The 24,444-nt window shown below is 65.1% G+C and carries 8 protein-coding genes; 3 read left to right on the top strand and 5 right to left on the bottom strand.

The genetic code is table 11. The features are described 5' to 3' along the window. Nucleotides 1–365: 365 nt before the first annotated feature. Complete coding sequence (locus ACKI1H_RS11760) at nucleotides 366–695, bottom strand: hypothetical protein (RefSeq protein WP_024767779.1); 330 nt, start codon at nucleotides 693–695, stop codon at nucleotides 366–368. 116 nt (nucleotides 696–811) lie between these two features. Next, nucleotides 812–16,144, bottom strand: a complete 15,333-nt coding sequence (locus ACKI1H_RS11765; RefSeq protein ID WP_440468425.1) for a retention module-containing protein — start codon at nucleotides 16,142–16,144, stop codon at nucleotides 812–814. A gap of 337 nt (nucleotides 16,145–16,481) precedes the next feature. Here ACKI1H_RS11765 and ACKI1H_RS11770 point away from each other — a divergent pair, with 337 nt between their 5' ends. Genes ACKI1H_RS11770 through ACKI1H_RS11780 form a run of 3 tightly spaced genes read left to right on the top strand, consistent with a single transcriptional unit; the run spans nucleotide 16,482 to nucleotide 21,369 of the window. Then, the gene (locus ACKI1H_RS11770; RefSeq protein ID WP_138520636.1) at nucleotides 16,482–17,831 is read left to right on the top strand and encodes a TolC family outer membrane protein; all 1,350 of its coding nucleotides are present in this window, start codon (nucleotides 16,482–16,484) and stop codon (nucleotides 17,829–17,831) included. A 21-nt stretch (nucleotides 17,832–17,852) separates the two neighbouring features. Then, entirely contained in the window at nucleotides 17,853–20,009 is a 2,157-nt protein-coding gene (locus ACKI1H_RS11775; protein WP_440468426.1) for a type I secretion system permease/ATPase, read from the top strand. Then, nucleotides 19,999–21,369, top strand: a complete 1,371-nt coding sequence (locus ACKI1H_RS11780; protein WP_138520638.1) for an HlyD family type I secretion periplasmic adaptor subunit — start codon at nucleotides 19,999–20,001, stop codon at nucleotides 21,367–21,369. Before ACKI1H_RS11775 ends, ACKI1H_RS11780 begins: the two co-directional genes overlap by 11 nt. Before the next feature lie 610 nt (nucleotides 21,370–21,979). On the opposite strand, the gene ACKI1H_RS11785 is transcribed toward ACKI1H_RS11780, so the two are convergent. The 3 genes from ACKI1H_RS11785 to mmsB all read right to left on the bottom strand — a co-directional run bounded on the left by ACKI1H_RS11785 (nucleotide 21,980) and on the right by mmsB (nucleotide 24,333). Further along, nucleotides 21,980–22,621 carry an NAD(P)-dependent oxidoreductase gene (locus ACKI1H_RS11785; RefSeq protein ID WP_440468427.1) on the bottom strand — a complete coding sequence of 214 codons (642 nt, stop codon included), beginning with the start codon at nucleotides 22,619–22,621 and terminating at the stop codon, nucleotides 21,980–21,982. Nucleotides 22,622–22,739: 118 nt separating this feature from the next. Then, nucleotides 22,740–23,372, bottom strand: coding sequence for a potassium channel family protein (locus ACKI1H_RS11790; protein WP_171049445.1), 633 nt, complete (start codon nucleotides 23,370–23,372; stop codon nucleotides 22,740–22,742). A 76-nt stretch (nucleotides 23,373–23,448) separates the two neighbouring features. Further along, a complete protein-coding gene (gene mmsB / locus ACKI1H_RS11795) occupies nucleotides 23,449–24,333 on the bottom strand; it encodes a 3-hydroxyisobutyrate dehydrogenase (protein WP_440468428.1) in 885 nt (294 codons plus the stop codon). Nucleotides 24,334–24,444 lie beyond the last annotated feature (111 nt).

Consider the following 24,444-nt stretch of genomic DNA (forward strand, 5'->3'; position numbering starts at 1 on the left):
GCATGGATGTCGCGAGAGCCGCGATGGGCCAGGGATGGCCCTTCGCGGCGTGCCCCTGAAACTTCGGTTCAACGAGGGTATTTTTCGCCCCAAGCGAAAAACCGGATGGCAGGGGCGAGACCTTTGCCTCCTTTGGGTCTTTCCAAAGGAGGTCGCCCGAGGGGGCGAAACACGAAGTCCGCGCTTACGCCGAAGCGGCGCAGAAATCCCCAGCCTGAGGCAAAAGCATTTCGAGCAAAGACTGATCTTGCACGTGGAAAGCGACGGCTTGGGCAGCGTCCGTAGTGGATCGTGCCATGCGGTTCGCGAGCAAGCTCGCTCCTACAGGGAGGGCTATGCAGCCGTCGCGCAAAAGAAAACGGGGCTCAGATCAGCCCCGTTTCCTCGTCGTCGTTGATCAGCCGGGTCAGCCCGCCCAGGGCTTCCCGAGCCTGGGTGCGGTTGAGCAGCTTCGAGCGTGCCGCCGGCGGCAGGTCGGTGATACGGATCACCCCCTTGGTGATCAGGACCGAGATCAAGTCCTCCAGTACCCGGATCATGTCCAGGTCGCTCTGCTTGAGTTGCAGCAGGCTGCTCTCGGCCGCCCAGGCCTGGATGTCCGGATGGTCCGCCGGCAAGGTACCGGTGGCGCCTTCGAACTCGGCGTCCTCGACGCGCGCGACTTTTCCCTCGGCGTTGCGCTGGATGTACAGCATCGACCCGTCCCCATGTCTCTTGATGTGAAGGAACGACAGCGGGACCACCCCGAAGGGTGGCCCCGCTGTCGCCGTGTCAGAGCCTGACCGTTTGGAAGCCTGGCGGCAACCGCGGATCAGTGATGCTCAGTCTTGACCACCGGGTCGGAACCCGCCACCAGCTTGTTGACGATCTCGGTGGAGGTCGAGCCGTAGCTGGAGAGGTCGACGCCGCTCAGCTTGATGGTCACGTCCGCCGCGCCGCCACTGTTGATCTGCCCGGTGGTGCTCACCTGCAGGGTCGAGGTCGCGGTGTCCACCTTCAGGTAGCTGAGGATGTCGTTGTGCGCGGTCTCCGGCAGCAGGTCGCTGATATCGATGCGGTCACCTTCACCGGCCTTGAAGTCGGTGATGGTGTCGTTACCGGTATCGCCGGCCTTCCAGATGAACAGGTCCGCGCCCGCACCACCGGTGAGGATGTCGTTGCCCTTGCCGCCGGTCAGCTGGTCGTCCCCGGTGCCGCCGATGAGGATGTCGTTGCCATTCTCGCCGAACAGGAAGTCGTTGCCGCCCTGGCCGTAGAGGATGTCGTTGCCCTCGCCGCCGTAGAGGCTGTCGCTGCCTCCACGGGTATCGCCCTCGACGTTGAACAGCGTGTGGTTGTTCTTGATGTAGTCGTACATCTCGTCGCTGGTCGCGGCGTGGCCGTTCTTCAGCTCCAGGAACGCCGATAGCGCGCTGACGCCGGAGCCCGCCGGCATGTCGGCCGGTTTCGCCGGATTGCCGTTGACGCCCCAGGGCAGGTTATCGGTGTTGATGGTGTCACCGAAGATGATGTCGTCGCCGGCACCGCCGTGGATGGTGTCGTTGCCCGACGGCGCCAGCTCGGTGCTAGTGGAACCGCCATGCAGCGCGGCAGTGAGGTCGCTGGCCTGCTTGACGATATCCACTTCGCCGGTCGGCGCGTAGGTGGTGACGGTCTGTTTGACGTTGTCCAGGTTGACGGTCGCGGTGCCCTGCGAGCTGCCATCGGTCAGCGTGAAGTCCAGGCGGTAGGTGCCTTCGCCGACGCTGGTGGAGGTGTAGGTGGTGTTGCTCGAACTGGAGCTCAGCGTGTGCGTCTCGACCTGGGTCCAGCCGCCGCTACCGTCGCTCTTCATCAGTTTCCACACGAAGGCGTCGCCATTGCGCATGGATTCAGTGAAGTCGAAGCTGAAGGTCGAGGTGGTGTTCTTGGCGACGGTCAGGTCCGAGCTGTTGACGACGGTAGAGCCGGCGGCATTGGTGTCGGTCAGCACCAGCTTGTTGTTGGCGATTGCGGCCGAGCCGGATGAGCTTGGGGTCAGTTTCCAGTTCGGCAGGGCAGTGTTGTTGTCGAACGTGAACAGCGTCGTGGAAGTGCTGCCCAGGCTGATCGACGTATCGACACCGGTGACGCTGGTGTTGTCGAAGTGCTTGAGGATGTCCGAGTTGACGTTGGTGCCGATGCCGATGGCGCGCACTTCGCTCAGGCCGCTGAGGGTGACGAAGGCCTGTGCCGACTCCTTGACGATGTTGCTGTTGGTGCTGGAGCCGTCACCGTAGCTCTTCGACTCGGTCGGGTCGCCGTCGGTGAGGAACAGCGTCAGGTTGGTGTAGCCCTTGGTCTGGCCGTTGAACCAGCTGACCGCCTGCTCGAACGCCGCCTGGTAGTCGGTGCCGCCGGTGGCGGACAGGCCGTTGATGGCGGTGACCAGCTTGTCGATGTTGGCGCTGGTCAGGTCAGAGACGCTGACCTTCAGGCTGGCGGTGCTCTGGAAGCCGATCAGGGCGATGTTGACGATGCCGTCGTGGCCCTTGAGTTCATTGGCCAGGTTGATCAGCGCGTCCTTGACCAGCTTCATGCGCGAGTCGTTGTACGCCGCGCCGGACTGGCCGGCGAGGTTGTAGGCCATGCTGCCGGAGGTGTCGATCACCAGGGCGATGTTGTAGTTGGTACCGCCCTGGGTGAGGGTCTTGATACCGCCGACGTCGCCGAGGATCACGTCGTCGCCCGAGCCACCGGTGAGGGTGTTGTCGCCGTTGGGCGTGGTGCTCGGGATCTGCACCTGGCCGACGTGGATGTCGAAGCCATAGGTCGCCGAAGTATCGACGCCACCGTTGGCAGTGCCGCCGCTGTCCTGTACGGCGAAGCTGAAGTGAGCGTTGCTGCCCGAGCTGTCCGGGACGAAGGTCAGTTTGCCGCTGGAGATGTCACTGGCGCTGATGGCCTGGCCGGCTTTCACCGCGGTGCCGTTGAGCAGCAGGCTGCCGGAGTCCGGCAGGGCCTTGACGATGACGTTCTGCAGGCTGTGGTTCTGGCCGTTGGCGGAGTCCGCGGTGTCGCTGAAGGCGAAGTCCTTGGTGCCGAAGGTGTAGGTCTTGCCGGCGTAGACGCTGGCCGAACCGTCCGCCGACAGCGGCGCATCGTTCACCGCGGTGACGGCGAAGGTCAGGGTACTCGACGAGCTGGAGAAGCTGTCGTGGCTGTCCTGCACCGAGAACTTCAGCGTCGCGTAGGTGGAGCCGGCGGCGTTGGCCAGGGGGGTGTAGACCAGGCTGGCGAGCAGGCTGACGGCGATCACCTGGCCGGCGGTCACCGACTGGCCGTTGAGGGTCAGGCTGCCGGCAGTGGGCAGGTTGTCGATACGGATGGCCTTGAGCGCATCGCCAGCGTCCTTGTCGGCGAAACCGAAGTCGGCGGCAGTGAAGGTGCGGTTGCTGTCCTCGTTCAGGCTGACGGTCTTGTCGGCGCCGGTGGGGGCGTCGTTCTCGCCGTTGATGGTGATGGTCACGGTGGCCGGAGCGCTGACCGCGCCCTGGGCGTCCTTGGCGGTGTAGGTGAAGGTCACCTGGCGGGTTTCGCCGACGTTGAGCGAGTCGAACGCCGTGCCCGGGTTGTAGACGTAGCTGCCGTTGGCGTTGAAGGTCAGGGTGCCGGCGCTCGGGCCGCTGACCAGCGCGTAGCCGTTGGCGTCCACGGCGCTGTCGATATCGGTGGCGGTCGGAACCTGGCCGCTGATCGAGGTGTTCTCGCCAGTGGTCTTGCTGTCGCCCTTGGCTTCCGGCGCATCGTTCACCGCGTTGACGCCGACGGTGACGGTCGCGGTGCTGGTGCCGCCATGGCCGTCGCTGATGGTGTAGGTGAAGCTACCGCTGCCATTGAAGTCCTTGGCCGGAGTGAAGACGACGTTGCCGCCTTCGAGCTTCACGCTGCCGTTCACCGCGCCCTGCACGCTGACGATGGACAGGCTGTCGCCGTCCACGTCGCTGTCGTTGCCCAGCAGGGTCTGCGGGGCAATGGTCAGCGGGGTGTCCTCGTTGGTCACCAGCTCGCCCACGGCGTGGGTCAGCGCGGTGCCGCCCACGGTGGCGTAGGTGCCGCCCTGCGGGCGCATTTCCACCTGCAGCTGGGCCTGGCCACCCTGATCCCAGTAGACGATCTCGATGCTGTGGTTGCCGCTCTGGGCGATGGTGAACACCGCCGATTCGCGACCGGTCGGGCTCTGGATGGCGTCGTACTTGAACACCTCCACGCCGTCGATCTTGATGCTGAAGCCGTCGTCGGCGTTCACCCGCAACTGGTAGCTGCCGGCGTTGAGGTTGATCGCGCCGGTGAGCTGGATGATCGCATCGGAGGTGTTCGCCGGGTCGGTGTTCAGCGAGCCGGCATCGTTGCCGAGGAACTTCTGCAGGTTGCCGTCGCCGCCCAGGTCACCGCCGCTGAGGTTGTAGTTCAGCGTGGTGGAGGTGAAGGTGGCGCTGGCGGCGTGACCGTTCATGAAGGCGGTCACCTGGCCCAGGCTGGTCAGGTTGCTGCCATCCGGGCCTTCGTTGTAGCCCCAGTATTTGCCGGTCAGGCCGCTGACGGTGAAGGTGTCGTTGACTGCCACCGGTGCATCGTTCACCGGGGTGACGTTGAAGGTCACCTTGTTCGGGGTGGCGTCGAAGGCACCGTTGCTGTCCTTCACCGAGAAGGTGAAGTTGGCGTAGTTGCTGCCGTTGCCATTGGCGGCCGGGGTGAAGACCAGCTTGCCGAGGTCGGCGGCGTCGATCACCTGGCCGGCGTTCACGGCGTTGCCGTTGAGCTTCAGGCTGCCGTTGGTGGGGAGGCTGTCGATCCGCACGGCGCTGAGGGCGTCGTTGTGGTCGACGTCGCTGAAGCCGAAGTCGCTGGCGCTGAAGCTGCGGCTGCTGTCCTCGTCCAGGGTGATGGTCTTGTCGGCGCCATTGGGGGCGTCGTTGGCACCGTTGACGGTGATGGTCACGGTGGCCGGTGCGCTGACTGCACCCTCGGCATCCTTGGCGGTGTAGGTGAAGGTCACCTGGCGGCTCTCGCCCGGAGCGAGGGAGTCGAAGTCAGTGCCCGGGTTGAACACGTAGCTGCCGTTGGCGTTGAAGGTGAGGCTGCCGTTGCCGCTGCCGACACCCTGGACCAGCGTGTAGCCGTTGGGGTTGACCGCGCTGTCCACGTCGGTGGCAGTCGGCACCTGGCCGTTGAGCGTGCTGTTCTCGCCGGTGGACTTGCTGTCGCTCTTCGCTTCCGGCGCATCGTTGACCGGGGTGACGTTGAGGCTCACTACGGAGTTGACGGTGCCGCCTTTGCCATCGCTGACCACCACGGTGAAGCTGTCCGAGCCGTTGTAGTCCTTGGCCGGGGTGTAGGTGTAGTCACCGGTGGCCGCGTTGAGCGTGACGGTGCCGTGGGCCGGCGCGCTGCCGGCCTTGAGGGTGTAGGACAGGGTATCGCCGTCGACATCGCTGGCGATGATCTTGCCGGTCACCGCAGTATCTTCGGCGGTGGTCTTGGACTGGTCGGCGGTGGTCGGCGCGTCGTTGACCGGGTTGACGGTGATGCTCACCACCGAGTCGACGCTGCCGCCCTTGCCGTCGCTGACGGTGATGGTGAAGCTGTCCGGGCCGTTGTAGTTGGCAGCCGGCGTGTAGGTGTAGTCACCCGTGGCGGTGTTGAGCACCAGTTGACCATGGGCGACGCCGCTCTTCACGGCGTAGCTCAGGGTGTCGCCGTCGACATCGCTGGCGATGATCTTGCCGCTCAGCGGGCTGTCTTCGTCGACGGTCTTGGTCTGGTTGCCGGTCGTCGGTGCGTCGTTCACCGGGGTGATGGTGAGGCTGACGACCTGATCCACCACGCCACCGTGACCGTCGTTGACGGTGACGGTGAAGCTGTCGCCGCCGTTGTAGTCCTTGCTCGGGGTGTAGGTGTAGTTGCCGGCAGCGTCGACCACGATGCTGCCGTGGCTCGGCCCCGACTTCAGGCTGTAGGTGAGGCTGTCGCCATCGACGTCGGTGGCGCTGACCTTGCCGGTCAGCGGGGTGTCTTCCGGCGTGGTGGTATTGCTCGGCGCATTGAACACCGGTGCATCGTTGACCGGGGTGACGGTGATGCTCACCACGGAGTCGACGCTGCCGCCCTTGCCGTCGCTGACGGTGATGGTGAAGCTGTCCGGACCGTTGTAGTTGGCAGCCGGCGTGTAGGTGTAGTCACCCGTGGCGGTGTTGAGCACCAGTTGACCATGGGCGACGCCGCTCTTCACGGCGTAGCTCAGGGTGTCGCCGTCGACGTCGCTGGCAGCGATCTTGCCGGTCAGCGGGCTGTCCTCGGCGACGGTCTTGCTCTGGTCGCTGGTGGTCGGTGCGTCGTTGACCGGGTTGATGCCGACCTTGACCACCTGCTCGACGCTACCGCCTTTGCCATCGCTGACCACCACGGTGAAGCTGTCGCTGCCGTTGTAGTCCTTGGCCGGGGTGTAGGTGTACTGGCCGTCACTGCCGAAGGTCACGGAACCGTGCGCCGGGCCGCTGCCGCTCTTCACGGCATAGCCGAGGCTGTCGCCGTCCACGTCGCTGGCGTGGATCTGCCCCGAGACCGGGGTGTCCTCGTCGGTGGTCAGGTTCTGTGCGCCACTGACGGTCGGCGCGTCGTTCACCGGGTACACGGTGACGTTGAGGTCGACGGTACGGGTCGCCGCATCGTTGTTGCTGCTTTCGGTCGCGGTGGCGCTGACTTCCAGCTTGATGGTGCCGTTGAAGTCGGCTGGCGGAGTCAGGGTCAGGGTATCGAGGTTCCAACCCTTGAGGTCGACGCTGTTGTGGGTGGCGTCGGCGGTGAAGCTGTTCTTGCCGTCGCTCAGGGTGGCGCCGACCGGAATCTTGCCGATGCTGACCGAGAGGGTTTCCGAGCCGTCGGTGTCGACCAGTGCAGCCTTGATCTTCGACAGGTTGATGGTGGTGTCTTCGTTGCCTTCATTGAGGCCGAAGACCTTGTAGTGGGTCTGGCCAGAACTGCCGGTCAGGTCGGACAGGCGCTCGCCGCCGGAAGTCAGTTCGCCGGCGTTGTGGTACACCAGCGCACTGCCGGTGCCCAGCACCTGCGCGCTGCTGCCGTTGTCGGAGATGCTCAGGGTGTAGTTGCCCGGGCCGCTCTGGTTGTGCTGGTAGAGCGCGATCGGGTAGTAGCCGCTTTCGGTCGGGGTGAAGGTGCCGCTGAACTGGCCGCTGGTGCCGCCGGTGCCGCCCCAGGTGGCCTGGGCGACGGTGCTGCCGCCGATGACCAGGCGCACGCTGTCATCGCCTACACCGGTGAAGGTGTAGGTGTGGCCAGCCTCGAGGAAGATCAGGCCGCTGACCTTGGTGGCAGTGCCGGCGGTGACGTCGGTGTTGCTCACGCTGTTGGTGGAGCCATGGGTGGTCGGGGTGCCGGCGGCGTCGATCTTCGCCTGCAGGTCGGCCGGTGCTGCGCCGTTGCCGCCATTGCCCAGGGCCAGGCCGGTCCAGGTGTCCACAGTCAGGCCGGTGGCTTTCGGATGGCTGCTGCTGCCGTCCAGGCTCAGGCTGGGTTTGTCCGCCACGGCCTCGATGCTGACCGTCACGGTGGAGGTGGAGGTGCCGCCTTTGCCGTCGCTGATGCTGTAGGTGATGGTGTCGGAGCCGCTGAAGTTTTCCTTCGGCGTGTAGCTCAGGCTGCCGTCCTGGTTGATCACGACGGTGCCATTGCCGGCGCTGGCGCCGGTGACGATCAGGGCGTCGTGTTCGGCGTCGGTGTCGTTGCCCAGCACGTCGATACGGATGGCCGTGTCTTCGTTGGTGTGTGCGGTGTCAGGTACAGCCACCGGCGCGTCATTGGTGCCGGTGACGGTGATGGTGATGGTCTGCGGGTCGCTCAGGGCGCCGTTGTTGTCCTTCGCCTGGTAGGTGAAGGTGACGTTCTCGCTCTGGCCGGCGGCGAGGTGATCGAAGGCGGTGCCGGGGGTGAAGGTGTAGCTGCCGTCGGCGTTGAAGGTCAGCGTGCCTTTGCCCTGGGCCACATCGGTCGCCAGCTGGTAGCTGGCGATGGTGCCGTCGATATCGGTGGCGACCGGGACTTGCCCCTGGAGAACGGTGTTCTCTTCGGTGGTCTGGGTGTCGGCGTAGGCCACCGGCTTGTCGTTGGTACCGGTGACGGTGATGGTGACCGTCTGCGGATCGCTCAGCGCGCCGTTGTTGTCCTTCGCCTGGTAGGTGAAGGTGACGTTCTCGCTCTGGCCCTGGGCCAGGTGATCGAAGGCGGTGCCAGGGTTGAAGCGGTAGCTGCCGTCAGCGTTGAACGTCAGGGTGCCCTTGCCGGCAGCGACGTTGGTCGCCAATTGGTAGCTGGCGATAGTGCCGTCGACGTCGGTGGCGGCCGGTACATGGCCATCCAGCACGGTGTTCTCGCCGGTGCTGGCGGTGTCGGCGAAGGCTACAGGTTTGTCGTTGGTACCAACGATGGTCACGGTCACGGTGGCGCTGGTGCCGTCGGCGGCCTTGACGGTGAAGCTGTCGGTCAGTTTTTCACCTTGCTTCAGTTCGTTGTAGGCGCTGTTGGCGACATAGGTCCAGGCACCATTGGCACCGATGCTGAACTTGCCGTAGTCGCCAGCGGAGTTGGTCTGCGCCTGGAAGCTGGCCGGGCTGTCGACGTCGCTGATGTCCAGCTTGCCGCCGATGGTGACCGGGGCATCGGTTTCGTTGGCGCTGCCACTGGCCTGGCCGGTAATCATGGCCGCGTCATTGCTGCCAGTGACGGTGATGGTGATGGTCTGCTGATCGCTCACGGCACCGTTGTTGTCCTTCGCCTGGTAGGTGAAGGTGACGTTCTCGCTCTGGCCGGCGGCCAGGTGGTCGAAGGCGGTACCCGGATTGAAGGTGTAGCTGCCGTCGTCATTGAAGGTCAGCGTGCCCTTGCCCTGGGCAACGTCTTTGACCACTTCGTAACGGACGATGGTGCCGTCGATGTCGGTGGCGACCGGGACCTGGCCGTGGAGTACGGTGTTCTCCTCGGTGCTATGGCTATCGGAGAAGGCAACCGGGCGATCGTTGGTGCCGACGATGTTCACGGTCACGGTGGCGCTGGTGCCATCGGCGCTCTTGACGGTGAAGGTGTCGGTGTAGCTCTGGCCGACTTTCAGCTCGTTGTAGGCATCCTTGGCAACATAGGTCCAGGTGCCGTCGGTGCCGAGGTTGAAGGTGCCGTACTTGCCGGCGACGTCGGTCTGCGCCTGGAAGGTTTCCGGGCCGTCGACGTCACTGACGGTGAGCTTGCCGCCGGTGCTGATCGGCGCATCGGTCTCGTTGACGGAGCTGGACTTGACGCCGCTGATGATGGCCGCGTCATTGCTACCGGTGACCGTGATGGTGATGGTCTTGGGCTCGCTCAGCGCGCCGTTGTTGTCCTTCGCCTGATAGGTGAAGGTGACGGTTGCGCTCTCGCCGGCGGCCAGATGGTCGAAGTCGCTGCCCGGATCGAAGTGGTAAGTGCCGCTGGAGTTGAAGTTCAGCGACCCCTGGCCCTGGCTGACATCGGTGACCAGCTGGTAGCTGGCGACGCGGCCATCCGGATCGGTGGCGGCCGGCACCTTGCCGTTCACGCGGCCGTTCTCGTCGACGCTGACGCTGTCGTCGTAGGCGGTGGGGGCGTCGTTGGTGCCGAGGATGTTCACGGTGACGCTGGAGCTGGTGCCGTCGGCGGCCTTCACGGTGAAGGTGTCGGTCAGGGTCTCGCCCGGTTTCAGCTCGTTGTAGGCGTCCTTGGCGACATAGGTCCAGGCGCCATCGGTACCGAGGTTGAAGGTGCCGTATTGGCCAGCGACGTTGGTCTGGGCCTGGAAGGTCTCCGGGCCGTCGACGTCACTGACGCTCAGTTGGCCGCCGGTGGTGATCGGCGCATCGGTCTCGTTGACATTGACGATCTTCGCCCCGCTGATGATCGCGGCGTCGTTGTTGCCGGTCACGGTCAGGGTCAGGACGTTCTCGTCGGTCGCGCCGTGCTCGTCGGTGACGATGAACTTGATCTGCAGTTCGAGGGTTTCACCTGCGCCAAGCTGCTGGTAGTCGGCATGGTTGCCGTCGAAGCTCCAGGTGCCGTCCTGGTTCAGGGTGAAGCCGCCGGGCGCTGCCTCCTTCAGGCTGAAGGCGAGCGTGTGGCCGTCATCCACGTCGGTGGCGGTGAGCGTGCCGCTGGAGAGGTTGTCTTCGTTCACCGAGGCGCTGGCGGCCTGGGCCTGTGGCGCATCGTTGGTGCCGATGACGGTGATGGTCAGGGTGCTGGAGCTCTTGGCGCCGTACTGGTCGGTGACGCTGTAGTTGACGGTGAAGGTCTGCGTGTCGCCTACGGCCAGGTGCTGGTAGGCAGGGTTGTTGGCGTCGAAGCCCCAGCGACCGCTGCTGTCGCTACCGAAGCCCGCCGGCAGCGGGCCGGTGGTGCTGTAGGTCAGTTGGGCGCCGTGGTCGACGTCGCTGCCGGGCAGTTGCCCGCCGATCCAGTTGTCTTCGTAGACGGTTCCTACCATCTGACCGGCTACCGGGGCGTCGTTGGTCCCGGTGACGGTGATGGTGATGGTTTGCGGGTCGCTCAGCGCGCCGTTGTTGTCCTTGGCCTGGTAGGTGAAGGACACGTCGCGGGTTTCGCCCTGGGCCAGGCTGTCGAAGTCCTTGCCGGGGTTGAAGCTGTAGCTGCCGTCACTGTTGAAGGCGAGCGAGCCGTTACCGGTGCCGAGATTGCTGGCCAGCTGGTAGCTGACCACGGTGCCGTCGATATCGGTGGCCACCGGGACCTGGCTGGAGAAGGCTGCGTTCTCGCCGGTGGTCCTGGTATCGCCATAGGCGACCGGAGCATCGTTGGTGCCGACGATGTTCACGGTGACGGTGCTGCTGGTGCCGTCGGCGGCCTTGACGGTAAAGGTGTCGGTCAGGGTCTCGCCCTGCTTCAGCTCGTTGTAGGCGTCCTTGGCGACATAGGTCCAGGCGCCGTCGGTGCCGAGGTTGAAGGTGCCGTGCAGGCCGGCGACATTGCTCTGGGCCTGGAAGCTGGCGGCACCGTCGACATCACTGACGGTCAACTGCCCGCCGGTGGCGATGGGGGCATCGGTCTCGTTGACATTGACCGTGGCCACGCCGCCGATGACGGCCGGGTCATTGGTCCCGGTGACGGTAATGGTCAGCGTCTGGGTATCGGTGGCGCCGTGCTCGTCGGTGACGATGTACTTGACCTGGATGTCCTTGGTCTCGCCTTCGGCGAGGGATTGATAAGCCGGGTTCTTGCCGTCGAAGGTCCAGCTGCCGTCGGTTTTCAGGGTGAAGCCGGCGGGCGGGTTGCCGGAGACGCTGAAGCTCAGCTTGGCGCCGTCGTCCACGTCGGTGGCAGTGAGCTGGCCCTTGCTGACGGCGTCTTCGGTGGCGGCCGCGGTGGCGGCGTCGGCTCTGGGCGCGTCGTTGGTGCCGGTGACGGTGATCACCAGCACGCTCTGGGTGCTGGCGCCGTGCTCGTCGGTGACGGTGTAGGGGACGTTGATGATCTGTACGGCACCGGCTTTCAGGTGCTGGTAGGCGGCATCGCTGGCATCGAAGCTCCACTTGCCGTCGCTGCCGAGGATCAGGCCGGCCGGGGCGGCCTTGTTCAGGCTGAAGGTCAGCTGGGCGCCGTTATCGACGTCGATGGCCTTGAGCTCGCCGCTGATCTGCGCGTCTTCGCGGACGAAGGTCAGCGAGGGCAGGGCGATGGGAGTGTCGTTGGTGCCGGTGACGGTCAGCGTCAGGGTGTTGGTGCTGGTGGCGCCGTGTTCGTCGGTGACGGTGTAGTCGATCGACAGCACCTTGGCCTCGCCAGCGGCCAGGCTCTGATAGGCCGGGTCGAGGCCGTTGAACAGCCAGCTGCCGTTCTTGGCCAGGGTGAAGCCGGCCGGAGCTTTGTCATTCAGGCTGAAGCTGAGCTTGGCGCCGTCATCGACGTCGGTGGCGGTGAGTTTGCCGATGCTGAGCTTGTCTTCGCTGGCGTTGGCGCTGATGGCATCGGCCACCGGCGCATCGTTGGTGCCGGTGATGGTGATGGTCAGGGTGCTGGAGCTGGTGGCGCCGTGTTCGTCGGTGACGGTGAACGGCACGCTGATGACCTGGGTGGCACCGGCTTTCAGGTGCTGGTACTCGCTGACGCTGGCATCGAAGGTCCACTTGCCGTTGGCGTCGACGCTGAAGCCAGCCGGGGCGGTCTTGTCCAGGGCGTAGCTGAGCTGGGCGCCGTTGTCGGCGTCGGTGGCGGCGAGCTGGCCGCTGATCTGTGCATCTTCCTTCACTGCGCCGCTGGTGGCGCTGGCGACCGGCGCGTCGTTGCTGCCGGTGACGTTGATGGTGATGGTCTGCGGGTCGCTCAGGGCGCCGTTGTTGTCTTTGGCCTGGTAGGTGAAGGTGACGGTGTCGCTCTCGCCATCGGCCAGGTGATCGAAGTTCGTGCCTGGAGTGAAGCTGTAGCTGCCGTCGCTGTTGAAGGTCAGCGAGCCTTTGCCCTGCGCCACATCGGTGGTCAGCTGGTAGCTGGCAATAGTGCCGTCGACATCGGTGGCAGCCGGGACCTGGCCGTTGAGAACGGTGTTCTCTTCGGTGGTGACGGTATCGGCGTAGGCGACTGGGGCGTCGTTGGTGCCGGTAACGGTGAGGGTCAGGGTCTGGGTATCGGTGGCGCCGTGCTCGTCGGTGACGATGTACTTGACCTGGATGTCCCGGGTCTCGCCCTCGGCGAGGGACTGGTAGGCCGGGTTCTTGCCGTCGAAGGTCCAGCTGCCGTCGGTCTTCAGGGTGAAGCCGGCGGGCGGGTTGCCGGAGACGCTGAAGCTCAGCTTGGCGCCGTCGTCCACGTCGGTGGCGGTGAGCTGGCCCTTGCTGACGGCATCTTCGGTGGCGGCCGCGGTGGCAGCGTCAGCCCGCGGCGCGTCGTTGGTGCCGGTGACGGTGATCACCAGCACGCTCTGGGTGCTGGCGCCGTGCTCGTCGGTGACGGTGTAGGGGACGCTGATGAGCTGTACGGCACCGGCTTTCAGGTGCTGGTAGGCGGCATCGCTGGCGTCGAAGCTCCATTTGCCGTCGCTGCCGAGGATCAGGCCGGCCGGGGCGGCCTTGTTCAGGCTGAAGGTCAGCTGGGCACCGTTATCGACGTCGATGGCCTTGAGCTCGCCGCTGATCTGCGCGTCTTCGCGGACGACGGTCACCGAGGGCAGGGCGATGGGGGTGTCGTTGGTGCCGGTGACGGTCAGCGTCAGGGTGTTGGTGCTGGTGGCGCCGTGTTCGTCGGTGACGGTGTAGTCGATCGACAGCACCTTGGTCTCGCCAGCGGCCAGGCTCTGATAGGCCGGGTCGAGGCCGTTGAACAGCCAGCTGCCGTTCTTGGCCAGGGTGAAGCCGGCCGGGGCTTTGTCATTCAGGCTGAAGCTGAGCTTGGCGCCATCGTCCACGTCGGTAGCGGTGAGTTTGCCGATGCTGAGCTTGTCTTCGCTGGCGTTGGCGCTGATGGCATCGGCCACTGGCGCATCGTTGGTGCCGGTGATGGTGATGGTCAAGGTGCTGGAGCTGGTGGCGCCGTGTTCGTCGGTGACGGTGAACGGCACGCTGATGACCTGGGTGGCACCGGCTTTCAGGTGCTGGTATTCGCTGACGCTGGCATCGAAGCTCCACTTGCCGTCGGTGTCGACGCTGAAGCCGGCCGGGGCGGTCTTGTCCAGGGCGTAGCTGAGCTGGGCGCCATGGTCGACGTCGCTGGCGGCGAGCTGGCCGCTGATCTGTGCGTCTTCCTTCACCGCACCGCTGGTGGCGGTGGCGAGCGGGGCATCGTTGGTGCCGTTGATGGTGACGGTCACGGTGGTGCTGGTGCCGTCGGCGGCGAGGACGGTGAAGGAGTCGGTGAGATGTTCGCCAACCTTCAGTTCGTTGTAGGCACTGTCGGCAACGTAGTTCCAGGTGCCGTCGGCAGCGACGCTGAACTTGCCGTAGGTGCCGGCGGTGTTGGCCTGGGCCTGGAAGCTGGCCGGGCTGTCGACATCGCTGATGGTCAGTTTGCCGTTGAGGCTGACCGGTGCGTCGGTCTCATCGGTACTGCCGCTGGTCTGGCCAGCGATCACGGCGGCATCGTTGGTGCCGGTGACCGTGATGGTGATGGTCTGCGGATCGCTCAGTGCGCCGTTGTTGTCCTTCGCCTGGTAGGTGAAGGTGACGTCGCGCGATTGACCGTCAGCGAGGCTGTCGAAGTCCTTGCCCGGATTGAAGACGTAGCTGCCATCGGCGTTGAAGGTCAGCGAGCCATTGCCATTGCCGACGTCGCCCACCAGCTGGTAGCCGGCGATGCTGCCGTCCACGTCGGAGGCGGCCGGGACCTGGCCATTGAGCACGGTGTTTTCTTCGGTGGTGGCGGCGCCCGGCAGGGCGACCGGCGCGTCGTTGGTGCCGGTGACGGTGATGGTGATGGTCTGCGGGTCGCTCAGGGCGCCGTTGTTGTCCTTCGCCTGGTAGGTGAAGGTGACGTCGCGGGATTGGCCATCGGCGAGGGCGTCGAAATCCTTGCCGGGGTTGAAGCTGTAGCTGCCGTCCGGGTTGAAGGTCAGGGTGCCGTTATTGGCGCCGACGCCGGTGGTCAGCTGGTAGCCGGTGACGTTGCCATCCACGTCGGAGGCGGCCGGGACCTGGCCGTTGAGCACGGTGTTCTCTTCGGTGGTGGCCGCGCCCGGCAGGGCGACCGGTGCGTCATTGGTGCCGGTCAGGGTCACGGTGAGGGTGGCGGTGCTGGTCGCGCCGTGCTCATCGGTGACGGTGTAGGGCACCTGCACGACCAGGGTCTCGCCCTCGGCCAGGTGCTGGTAGGCCGGGTCCTTGCCATCGAAGGTCCAGCTGCCATCCGGCTTCAGGGTGAAGCCCGCTGGCGGATTGCCGTTGGTGGTGAAGGTAAGGGTGCTGCCGGTGTCGCGGTCAGTGGCCACCAGTTGGCCGCCGATCACGCTGTCTTCGTTGCCGCTGGCCTGGCCATCCTGGGCGACCGGGGTGTCGTTGGCGCCCTGGACGTTGATGGTGATGACGCGGGTGTCGGTGGCGCCGGACGGGTCGGTCACGGTCACCGTGAACCTTTCGCTCGGGTTCTGGCCCAGGGGGAGGGCGTTCACCGCGTTGGCGTCGACCACATAGGTGTAGCTGCCGTCGGCGTTGACGGTCAGCTCGCCGTAGGCGCCCTTGGCGCTGCCGCTCCAGGTCAGGTTGGTGTCGTCGACGTCGGTGGCGGTCAGTTGGCCCTTGATGTCGGCGAAGCTGTCGTTGGCGGCGGTGTCAGTGACGCTGCTGGTGTAGGTGCCAGTGGCCACCGGGGCGTCGTTCACCGGAGTGATGCCGACGTTCACCACCAGGGTGCTGGTGGCGCCACGGCTGTCGGTGACGATCACGGTGAAGCTGTCGGCACCGTTGTAGTCGCCATTGGGGTTGTACTGCCAGGTGCCGTTGGGGTTGAGCACCAGCAGGCCGTTGGCCGGAGCCTGACCGACGCTGTAGCTGATGGTGTCGCCATTGGGATCGCGGGCGGCGAAGGCGCCGGTGAGCAGGGTGTCCTCGGCGGTGGTGAGGTTCAGCACGCCGTTGCTGCCTTCGGAGAATTCCGGGGCGAGGTTGGGCGGCAGTTCGCCCTGCCTTTCGTCGGATGCGTCGCCGCCGTTGCCCAGGCCGGCGGTGTCGTAGCCGATGGTCGGATCGACGCGCCCGGCCGTAGCGTCCAGCACCACGAAGCTGTGACCACCACCGACGCCACCGTTGCCGGCGGCCGAAGGCGCGGCGCTCGGGCCGGCTGCAGTGGGGGCGAGCGCCTGGGTCGGGTCGAGGCCGGCGGCGATGGCCTTCTGCAGGTCCTCGGTACTCGGCACGTCGTTGGCCTGCGTGGTAGCGCGGGGAGCCTCGGCCTGCGGCAGGTCGGCGCTGCTCCACTGGCTGTCACGGCCCAGGTCCACCAGCTTGCCGTTGCCGACGTCGAGTGTCACCGCACCCGCGGCGCCGGTGAGCAACTGATCGCCCTGGTAGATGCGGTCACCTTCCACCAGGACGCGCTGGACGCCTTCGGGGGATACCGCAATCACTTGGCCGATGATGCTTTTGACGACGGCGACGACGCTGCTCATGCACTTCTCCTGGTGAGGCTTGCCTGGTTGCCGACCGGCCGGATCGTAGTCGGCTCAGGAGGCATTCCCTTGTCTGTAAGAGCAAAAAGTTTGGCGTCAAAAACATGGCTTATAGCGGATGGAAATTACGTATATGCCAATGTATTGACCATTCGATTGCCATCCTAAACAATTGGCAAATCGATGTCACTTTGATATCGGGTGCTCGCGTAAAAAAATTTAGCGTGAAATACATCACGCTTTTCGATGCTTCCTAGCAGCGCATTCGCCGGTCTTTTGACGCTATTTGCGGCAATCGAATCGCTGCGGCTATCCCATTGATAAGGATGTTTTCCTCATGCGCATGCGATTCGCTGCTGTAGTGCCCTTTGCCCTCTCCTTCGTCCTGCCAGCCCACGCTGACACGCTCAACCAGGCCATGCAGAAGGCCCTGGAGTACCACCCGGAAATCCAGGCCGGGGTGAATTCGCGTCTCGCTGCGGACAAGCAACTGCGCGCCGCGAAGGGTGGTTACCTGCCGTCCGTCGACCTGACCGCCGGTTACGGCCGCGAAGGCTCCGACAACACCACTACCCGTGGCCAAGGCGACCACTGGGAAACCCTGAACCGGGGCGAGTCCAACCTCGCCCTGCGCCAGATGGTGTTCGATGGTTTCGCCACCTCCAGCGAAGTCGGTCGTCAGCAGGCCAACGTGAACTCCCGTGCCTATGCGCTGCTGGGTACTTCCGAGCGCACCGCGCTGAACGTCGCCCAGGTCTACACCGACGTGCTGCGCCGTCAGGAAATGGTTCGTCTGGCCGAGGAAAACCTGAAGAGCCACCAGCGCGTCTATGACCAGATCAGCCTGCGCAGCGCCCGTGGCGTTGGCCGTCTCGCCGACCAGGACCAGGCCGAGGCCCGCCTGGCCCAGGCGCAGAACAACCTGATGACCGAGAAGACCAACCTGGCCGACGCCCGTACCAACTACTACAGCGTGGTGGGCAGCGATCCGGTGGAGCTGAGCGAGCCGACCGGTCTTGTCGGCCAGCTGCCGGAAGACCTGCAGGCCGCTCGCCGCCAACTGGTGGAGAACAGCCCGATCCTGCGCTCCGCAGAATCCGACGTGGCCGCCGCCGAGAAGCAGTACGACGCGGCGAAATCGACCTTCTATCCGAGATTCGATGCAGAACTTTCCCGAGGTGCCGATAACAACCTCGACGGAGAAGAAGGCCACAACAACGAATGGCAGGCCATGTTGCGCATGCGCTACAACCTGTTCGCCGGTGGCAGCAACAAGGCCGAGCTGGAAGCCAAGTCCTACGAGGCGAACCAGGCCCTGGATATCCGCAACAACGCTTTGCGCCAGCTGAACGAGGAACTCGGATTGTCCTGGAACGCCCTGAACAACGCCCGCGACCAGCTGCCGATCGCCCGCCAGTACGTGGACTACAGCACCCGCGTGCGCGAGGCCTACCAGAAGCAGTTCACCATCGGCGAGCGCACCCTGCTCGATCTGCTGGACAGCGAGAACGAACTGTTCAACGCTTCGCGCCGTCTGGTCGACCTGAAGTACACCGAGCTGTTCACCCAGTACCGCATCAAGGCCACCATGGGCGAGCTGCTCAAGAGCCAGGGCGTGGTCGCGCCGATGGCCGCGGTGGCTTCCGAAGACATCAAACCGAAAGTCCAGCTGCCCGGCCTCAACTAACCTGCCCGAGAGAGCATCCGCGTGGATCAAGAAGTCAGCGAAGTACCCCTAAGCCATGATCCGCGCGGTCTGCTGGATGACCCGCTGCTGGACAGCCTGCTGACGCTCTGTCAGCTGCACCAGAAGCCGGCCAGCCGCGCCATGCTCACCAGCGGCCTGCCGCTGCCCGGCCAGCGCCTGTCCGCCGAGCTGCTGCCTCGTGCGGCGGCCCGTGCTGGCCTGCAAGGACGCCTGCTGCAGCGCAAGCTGGAGCAGATTCCCGCGTTGGCGATGCCCGCCATGCTGTTGCTGCGCGAAGGGCGCTGCGCGGTGCTGCTGGGCTGGGAAAGCAATGGCGATGCCCGCCTGCTGCTGTCCGAGAGCGACGGCGGCGAGGTGCGCGTCACCCGCGAGTTGCTCAGCGAGGACTACGCCGGCCAGGCGTTCTTTGCCCAGCCGCAGCACAAGTTCGACCTGCAGCACGGCGAGCTCATCCCGCGCGCCAAGAGCTGGTTCCGCGATACCCTCAAGCGTTCGCGCTGGCTCTACGTCGACGCCGTGGCCGCGAGCCTGCTGATCAACCTGATCGCCCTGGCCGCGCCGCTGTTCGTCATGAACGTCTACGACCGCGTGGTGCCCAACCAGGCTGCCGCCACCCTCTGGGTGCTGGCCATCGGCATCAGCGGCGCCTACCTGTTCGACCTGCTGCTCAAGACCATGCGCGGCCTGTGCCTGGACCTGGCCGGCAAGAAGACCGACCTGATCATTTCGGCGACGCTGTTCGAGCGCATCGTCGGCATGAGCATGAAGTACCGACCGGCGCGGGTCGGCTCGTTCGCCCAGAACATCCATGAGTTCCAGACGCTGCGTGACTTCCTCAACTCGCTCACGCTGACCACCCTGATCGACATGCCCTTCACCCTGCTGATCCTGCTGGTGATCGGCATCATCGGCGGGCCGCTGGTGTTCGTTCCGCTAATCGCCTTCCCGCTGGCCGCGGGCCTGGGCTGGCTGCTGCAGAAGCCGTTGGTGGAGACCATGAACCGCACCATGGCGCTGGCCGCCGAGCGCCAGTCGAGCCTGATCGAGACCCTCGCCAGCCTCGACGCGGTGAAGGTCAACAACGCCGAGAGCGAGCGCCAGTACCTGTGGGAACAGACCATCGGCACCCTCAGTCGCCTGGAACTGCGGGTCAAGCTGCTGTCGACCCTGGCGATGAACATCACCGTGCTGATCCAGGCCCTGGCCGGGGTCATCATGATCATCGGCGGCGTCTACCTGATCATCGCCGGCGACCTGTCCATGGGAGGCCTGATCGCCTGCTACATGCTCAACGGCCGCGCCCTCGGCCCGCTGACCCAGCTTTCCGGGCTGATCCAGCGCTACCAGCAGGCGCGCCTGTCCATGGCCACCACCAACCAGATGATGGAGCTGCCGCAGGAGCGCAACGCCGACGAACGTCCGCTGACCCGCTCGCAACTGCGTGGCGGCATCGAGATGCGTGGCCTCGACTTCGCCTATCCGAACCAGCAGGTGGCGGCGCTGCACGGCATCAACCTGCAGATTCGCGCTGGCGAAAAGATCGGCATCATTGGCCGCAGCGGCTCGGGCAAGAGTTCGCTGGCCAAGCTGATCGTCGGCCTGCACCAACCCGAGAACGGCAACCTGCTGGTGGATGGCGCCGATGTGCGCCAGCTGGACATCAGCGAGTTGCGCCACAACATCGGCTACGTGCCGCAGGACATCAGCCTGTTCAGCGGCACCTTGCGTGACAACCTGGTCAGCGGCGCACGCTACATCGATGACGAGCGCGTGCTGGAAGTGGCCGAGCTGACCGGCGTGAACGAGTTCGTCCGCCTGCACCCGCAGGGTTACGAACTGCAGGTCGGCGAGCGCGGCCACAACCTCTCCGGCGGCCAGCGCCAGAACGTCGCCCTGGCCCGCGCCTTGCTACTCGACCCCCCGATCCTGCTGTTGGACGAACCCACCAGCGCCATGGACAACGCCGGCGAAGAGCGCCTGAAAGCGCGCCTGCAATCGATCATGGGCGAGAAGACACTGCTGCTGGTCACCCACCGCGCCTCCATGCTCAGCCTGGTGGACCGCCTGGTGATCATCGACAAGGGCCGCATCATCGCCGACGGTCCAAAGGACGTGGTCATGGATGCACTGAAGAAGGGGCAGATCAGTGTCGCTTAATCCTCTGGGCAGTATCCGCCACTCTGTCCGTGGCTATTTCAAGGGCGGCGACAACCTCTCCGGCCAGCCGCTCCCGGAAGTCAGCAAGGCGCTGATCGAGGACGCACCACGCGTGGTGCGCCTGACCATCTGGATCCTGATCGGCTTCGTTGCCTTCCTGCTGCTCTGGGCGCATTTTGCGCAGATCGACGAAGTCACCCGTGGCGAGGGCAAGGCGATTCCTTCGTCCAAGGTGCAGAAGATCCAGAATCTGGAAGGCGGCATCGTCTCGCAGATATTCGTCCATGAAGGGCAGGTGGTGCAGGCCGGCGAACAGCTGATGCGCCTGGACCCGACGCGCTTCCAGTCCAACGTCGGCGAGACCGAGGCCGACCGCCTGGCGATGTTCCTGCGCGTGGAGCGCCTGTCCGCCGAGGTGGAAGAGCGCCCGCTGAACATTCCCGACGACGTCCGCGCCAAGGTGCCGGGCCAGGCCAGCAGCGAAGAAGCGCTGTTCCACAGCCGCCAGCAGCAGCTCAAGGACGAGACCGACGGCCTGCAGCAGCAACTGGTGCAGAAGCAGCAGGAACTGCGCGAGTTCGTCTCCAAGCAGGCACAGTACCGCAACAGCCTGAACCTGCTGCGCCAGGAAATCTCCATGTCCGAGCCGCTGGTGGCCCAGGGCGCGATGTCCCAGGTGGAGCTGCTGCGCCTCAAGCGCGGTGAAGTGGAGAACCGTGGCCAGCTCGACGCTACCACCCTGGCGATCCCGCGTGCCGAAGCGGCCGTGAAGGAAGTGGAACGCAAGGTCGCCGAGACCCGGTCGCGCTTCCGTAGCGATGCGCTGAAGGAACTCAACGAAGCCCGCACCGAGCTGAGCAAGGCCACGGCCACCGGCAAGGCGCTGGAAGACCGCGTCAGCCGCACCCTGGTCACCTCGCCAGTGCGCGGCATCGTCAAGCAGCTGCTGGTGAACACCATCGGCGGCGTCATCCAGCCGGGCAGCGACCTGATCGAGATCGTCCCGCTGGACGACACCCTGCTAGTGGAAGCGCGCATCCGTCCGCAGGACATTGCCTTCCTGCGCCCGGGCCAGCATGCCATGGTCAAGTTCACCGCCTACGACTACACCATCTACGGTGGCCTGCAGGCGGACCTGGAGCAGATCGGCGCGGATACCGTCACCGACGAGGACGGCAACAGCTTCTACCTGATCAAGCTGCGCACCCGCAAAAGCCACCTGGGCACGGATGACAAGCCGCTGCTGATCATCCCTGGGATGATCGCCACCGTGGACATCATGACCGGCAAGAAGAGCATCCTGAGCTATCTGCTCAAGCCGATCCTGCGGGCCAAGGCAGAGGCATTGCGGGAGCGGTAAGCCGGGGCGACCCGCGTAGAAAAGGCCATCCCGTGGGATGGCCTTTTTTGTTTGCGCGGGGTTAAGAACACTCGGGCTTCGGCTGGAGCAGGAGCGGACGTTCTCGGCGAAACCCTCCGCCCCGTGATCAGCTGTAACCGGCGAGCTTCGCGTATCAGCTAGCGCAGGAGCGGACTCCGTCCGCGATGTGTTTGCCTCGCTCGGAGGCTTCCAGCGCCGCCTCGGTACGCGCGCTGGCTTCCTGTTTCGCCCCCTCGGGCGACCTCCTTTGGCAAACGACGGATGGCCGCCCCACCCAAAGGAGGCAAAGGTCTTGCCCCGGACATCCGGTTTTTCGCTTAGGCGAAAAATTCCCTCGTTGAAACGAAGTTTCAGGGGCCCGCGTTGACGGGCCATCCCCGGCCCGACAACGCTCTCGCGACAGCCATGTCGCTCAACCCCTGAAACTCCGCTTCAACGAGGCCTCCTGAACGGGGCGGCTCGGCGTGTTTGGGTATTTCTCTGGAAGCCTTAAGGAGCCAGAGCCAGAGCCAGAGCCAGAGCCAGATCGGGGCGGGAGCGTCTCGCCCTTTTGTAGGAGCGAGCTTGCTCGCGAACCAGCTGATGCGAATCAATAAGCCACGGTGAACCGCTGCTGGTGATGGTTGGCCTGTTCGGCCTCGTCGATCATCGCCACCGCCAGGTCCGGCAGGGAGATGCGACTTTCACCGTTGCCATCGAACAGTACCTGGTCGCCGCCGACGCGGAAGCTGCCGGTGCGGGTTTCGCCGTCGAGCAGCATCGCCGGGCTGAGGAAGGCCCAGTCCAGTTCCTTTTCGCCACGCAATTGCTCCAGCGCGTCAGCGGCGCCCAGCGCGCCTTGCTTCCACTGTTCCGGGAATTCCGGGCTGTCCACCAGGCGCTGGCTGGGGGCGATTTCCAGGCTGCCGGCGCCGCCAAGCACCAGCAGGCGCTTCACGCGTGCCGCCTTCACACCGTCGAGGATGGCTCGGCTGCCCTTGGCATGGGCTGCACGGATATCCGGGTTGGCCCAGCCGGCGTTGAACGCGCTGACTACGACATCCTGGCCAGCTACGGCTTGGGCGACCTGGGCCGGATCGTAGATGTCGGCCTGGACCACCCGGAGATTGTCACGCGCCGGCAGCTTCGCCGGATCGCGCACCAGCGCGGTGACCTGATGGCCGCGCCGCAGGGCTTCTTCGAGGAAGTAATGGCCGACGTGGCCGGTGGCGCCGATCAGGGCAATGTTCATGGAATCACCTTTGTGGGATGGCTTGCCGCACGGTGGCGGCGGGTGATTCATCTTCGGCTTGTGAAGGTTGACGATAAAGACGGGTTGAAACCATGCACTCGTAAGCCTGGCTTCACAATCAGTCCTTGCTGTCGTCGCTCATCAGGCTCAACCCTCTCGCTACTGCCAGTGCGATGAATAATGCTCCCATGATGGCCTCGCTGCCCGCCAGCAGGCGCGGCAATGGGTGCACCGGGACAATGTCGCCGTAACCGATGGTGGTCAGGGTGATCATGCTGAAGTAGACAAAACTGGCCATGTCCAGCGGGCCGTTGGCGGACACGAAACTATGGGGACTCAGACGTTCGATCAGGTTGTAGGTGAGGGCGAAAGCCAGCACGAAGTTCAGGTACAGCGCGCAGAGCCCGTAGAGCAACTCGCGGGTGACCGGCCGCTGCTGGGTGACCCGATGGAAGATGCTGACGACCAGCAGCAGGAGGAAGGTGATCTGCGGAATGCCGCGTTTCAGGAAGGGATGGATGTGCCAGCTGGGAGGGACGAATGTCATGAACAGGCTCAGCGTGCCCATCGCGCAAATCAGGTGGAACCAGCGGTTGTGGCTACGCACGGTGTTGATGCCGGCCAGGACCAGCAGTAGCAGGCTGCTCAGCTCCAGCAGCAGGGGCGGAGAGGGGATCGACAACACCAGCAGCACCAGCAGGACGCTGTTGAGCAGCAGGCGGAAACGGTAGTGCGACAGAAACTGCTTCAAGAGGGCCGCCAGGGGTACAGCTCGGGAAGGGCTGGCCAGTCTGATTCAGCGCCTCATCGGACTTCCAGGCACGAGCCTAGGAATCGAAGAGTTTCTGTATGACGGAAAAGTCCTGTTCACCATGGCCTTGTTTCACCAGCAGCCGATACAGCGCCAGCGCCAGGCTGCCCATCGGTGTGCTGTTGCCGCTGACCTGTGCCGTCTCTTGCGCAAGGCCCAGGTCCTTGGTCATCAGGGCGGCCATGAAACCGCCGGTATAGCCACGCGAGGCGGGGGCGTTCTCCATCACGCCGGGCCAGGGGTTGTACACCTCCAGCGCCCAGTTGCCGCCGGAGCTGCGGCGCATGATTTCCGACAGCACCACTGGGTCCAGGCCATTGGCCGCGCCGAGGGCGAGGGATTCGGCAGTGCCGATCATCAGCACGGCGAGCAGCTGGTTGTTGCACACCTTGGCCACTTGTCCGGCACCGTCGGCGCCGGCGTGGAAGATGTTCCGGCCCATGGCGGAGAACACCGGGTGGGCGCGTTCGAGCACCTGTGCGTCGCCGCCGACCATGAAGGTCAGGGTGCCGGCGATGGCGCCACCGGTGCCACCGGAGACCGGGGCATCGAGCATCGGGATCTTGCGTTCGGCGGCGGCCTGGTGGACTTTGCGCGCCGAGGCGGGGGCGATGGTGGAGCATTCCAGCACCAGGGTGCCGGGGGCAATGTGCGCCAGCAGGCCCTCGTTGCCGAGGTAGAGCCCCTCGACGTGCTGGCTGGCCGGCAGCATGGTGACCACCACGTCGGCGCCGTCCACCGCGTCGTGGGCGCTGCGCGCGGCACTGGCGCCCTGGGCGATCAGGCCGTCGATGGCGCTCTGCACCAGATCGAACACGCGCAGCAGGTAGCCGGCCTTGATCAGGTTGGCGGCCATGGGGGCGCCCATGTGGCCGAGGCCGATGAAGGCGATGGTTTGCATGCTGGTTTCCTCCTGTTCACCGACGACAGGCACTCCAGCGCTTGGCTCTTCATAGGAGCGAGCTTGCTCGCGAACAGACTCGCAGCGCGGGCCGGTTCGCGAGCAAGCTCG

The organism is Pseudomonas sp. YH-1, assembly GCF_051990045.1.
In the GTDB taxonomy this organism is placed as follows: Bacteria; Pseudomonadota; Gammaproteobacteria; order Pseudomonadales; family Pseudomonadaceae; genus Pseudomonas; species Pseudomonas nicosulfuronedens.

Coding starts and splice junctions, on each gene's coding strand:
- ACKI1H_RS11760 (WP_024767779.1), bottom strand. CDS start 695: ATGCTGTACATCCAGCGCAACGCCGAGGGAAAAGTCGCGCGCGTCGAG.
- mmsB (WP_440468428.1), bottom strand. CDS start 24,333: ATGCAAACCATCGCCTTCATCGGCCTCGGCCACATGGGCGCCCCCATG.
- ACKI1H_RS11770 (WP_138520636.1), top strand. CDS start 16,482: ATGCGCATGCGATTCGCTGCTGTAGTGCCCTTTGCCCTCTCCTTCGTC.
- ACKI1H_RS11785 (WP_440468427.1), bottom strand. CDS start 22,621: ATGAACATTGCCCTGATCGGCGCCACCGGCCACGTCGGCCATTACTTC.
- ACKI1H_RS11765 (WP_440468425.1), bottom strand. CDS start 16,144: ATGAGCAGCGTCGTCGCCGTCGTCAAAAGCATCATCGGCCAAGTGATT.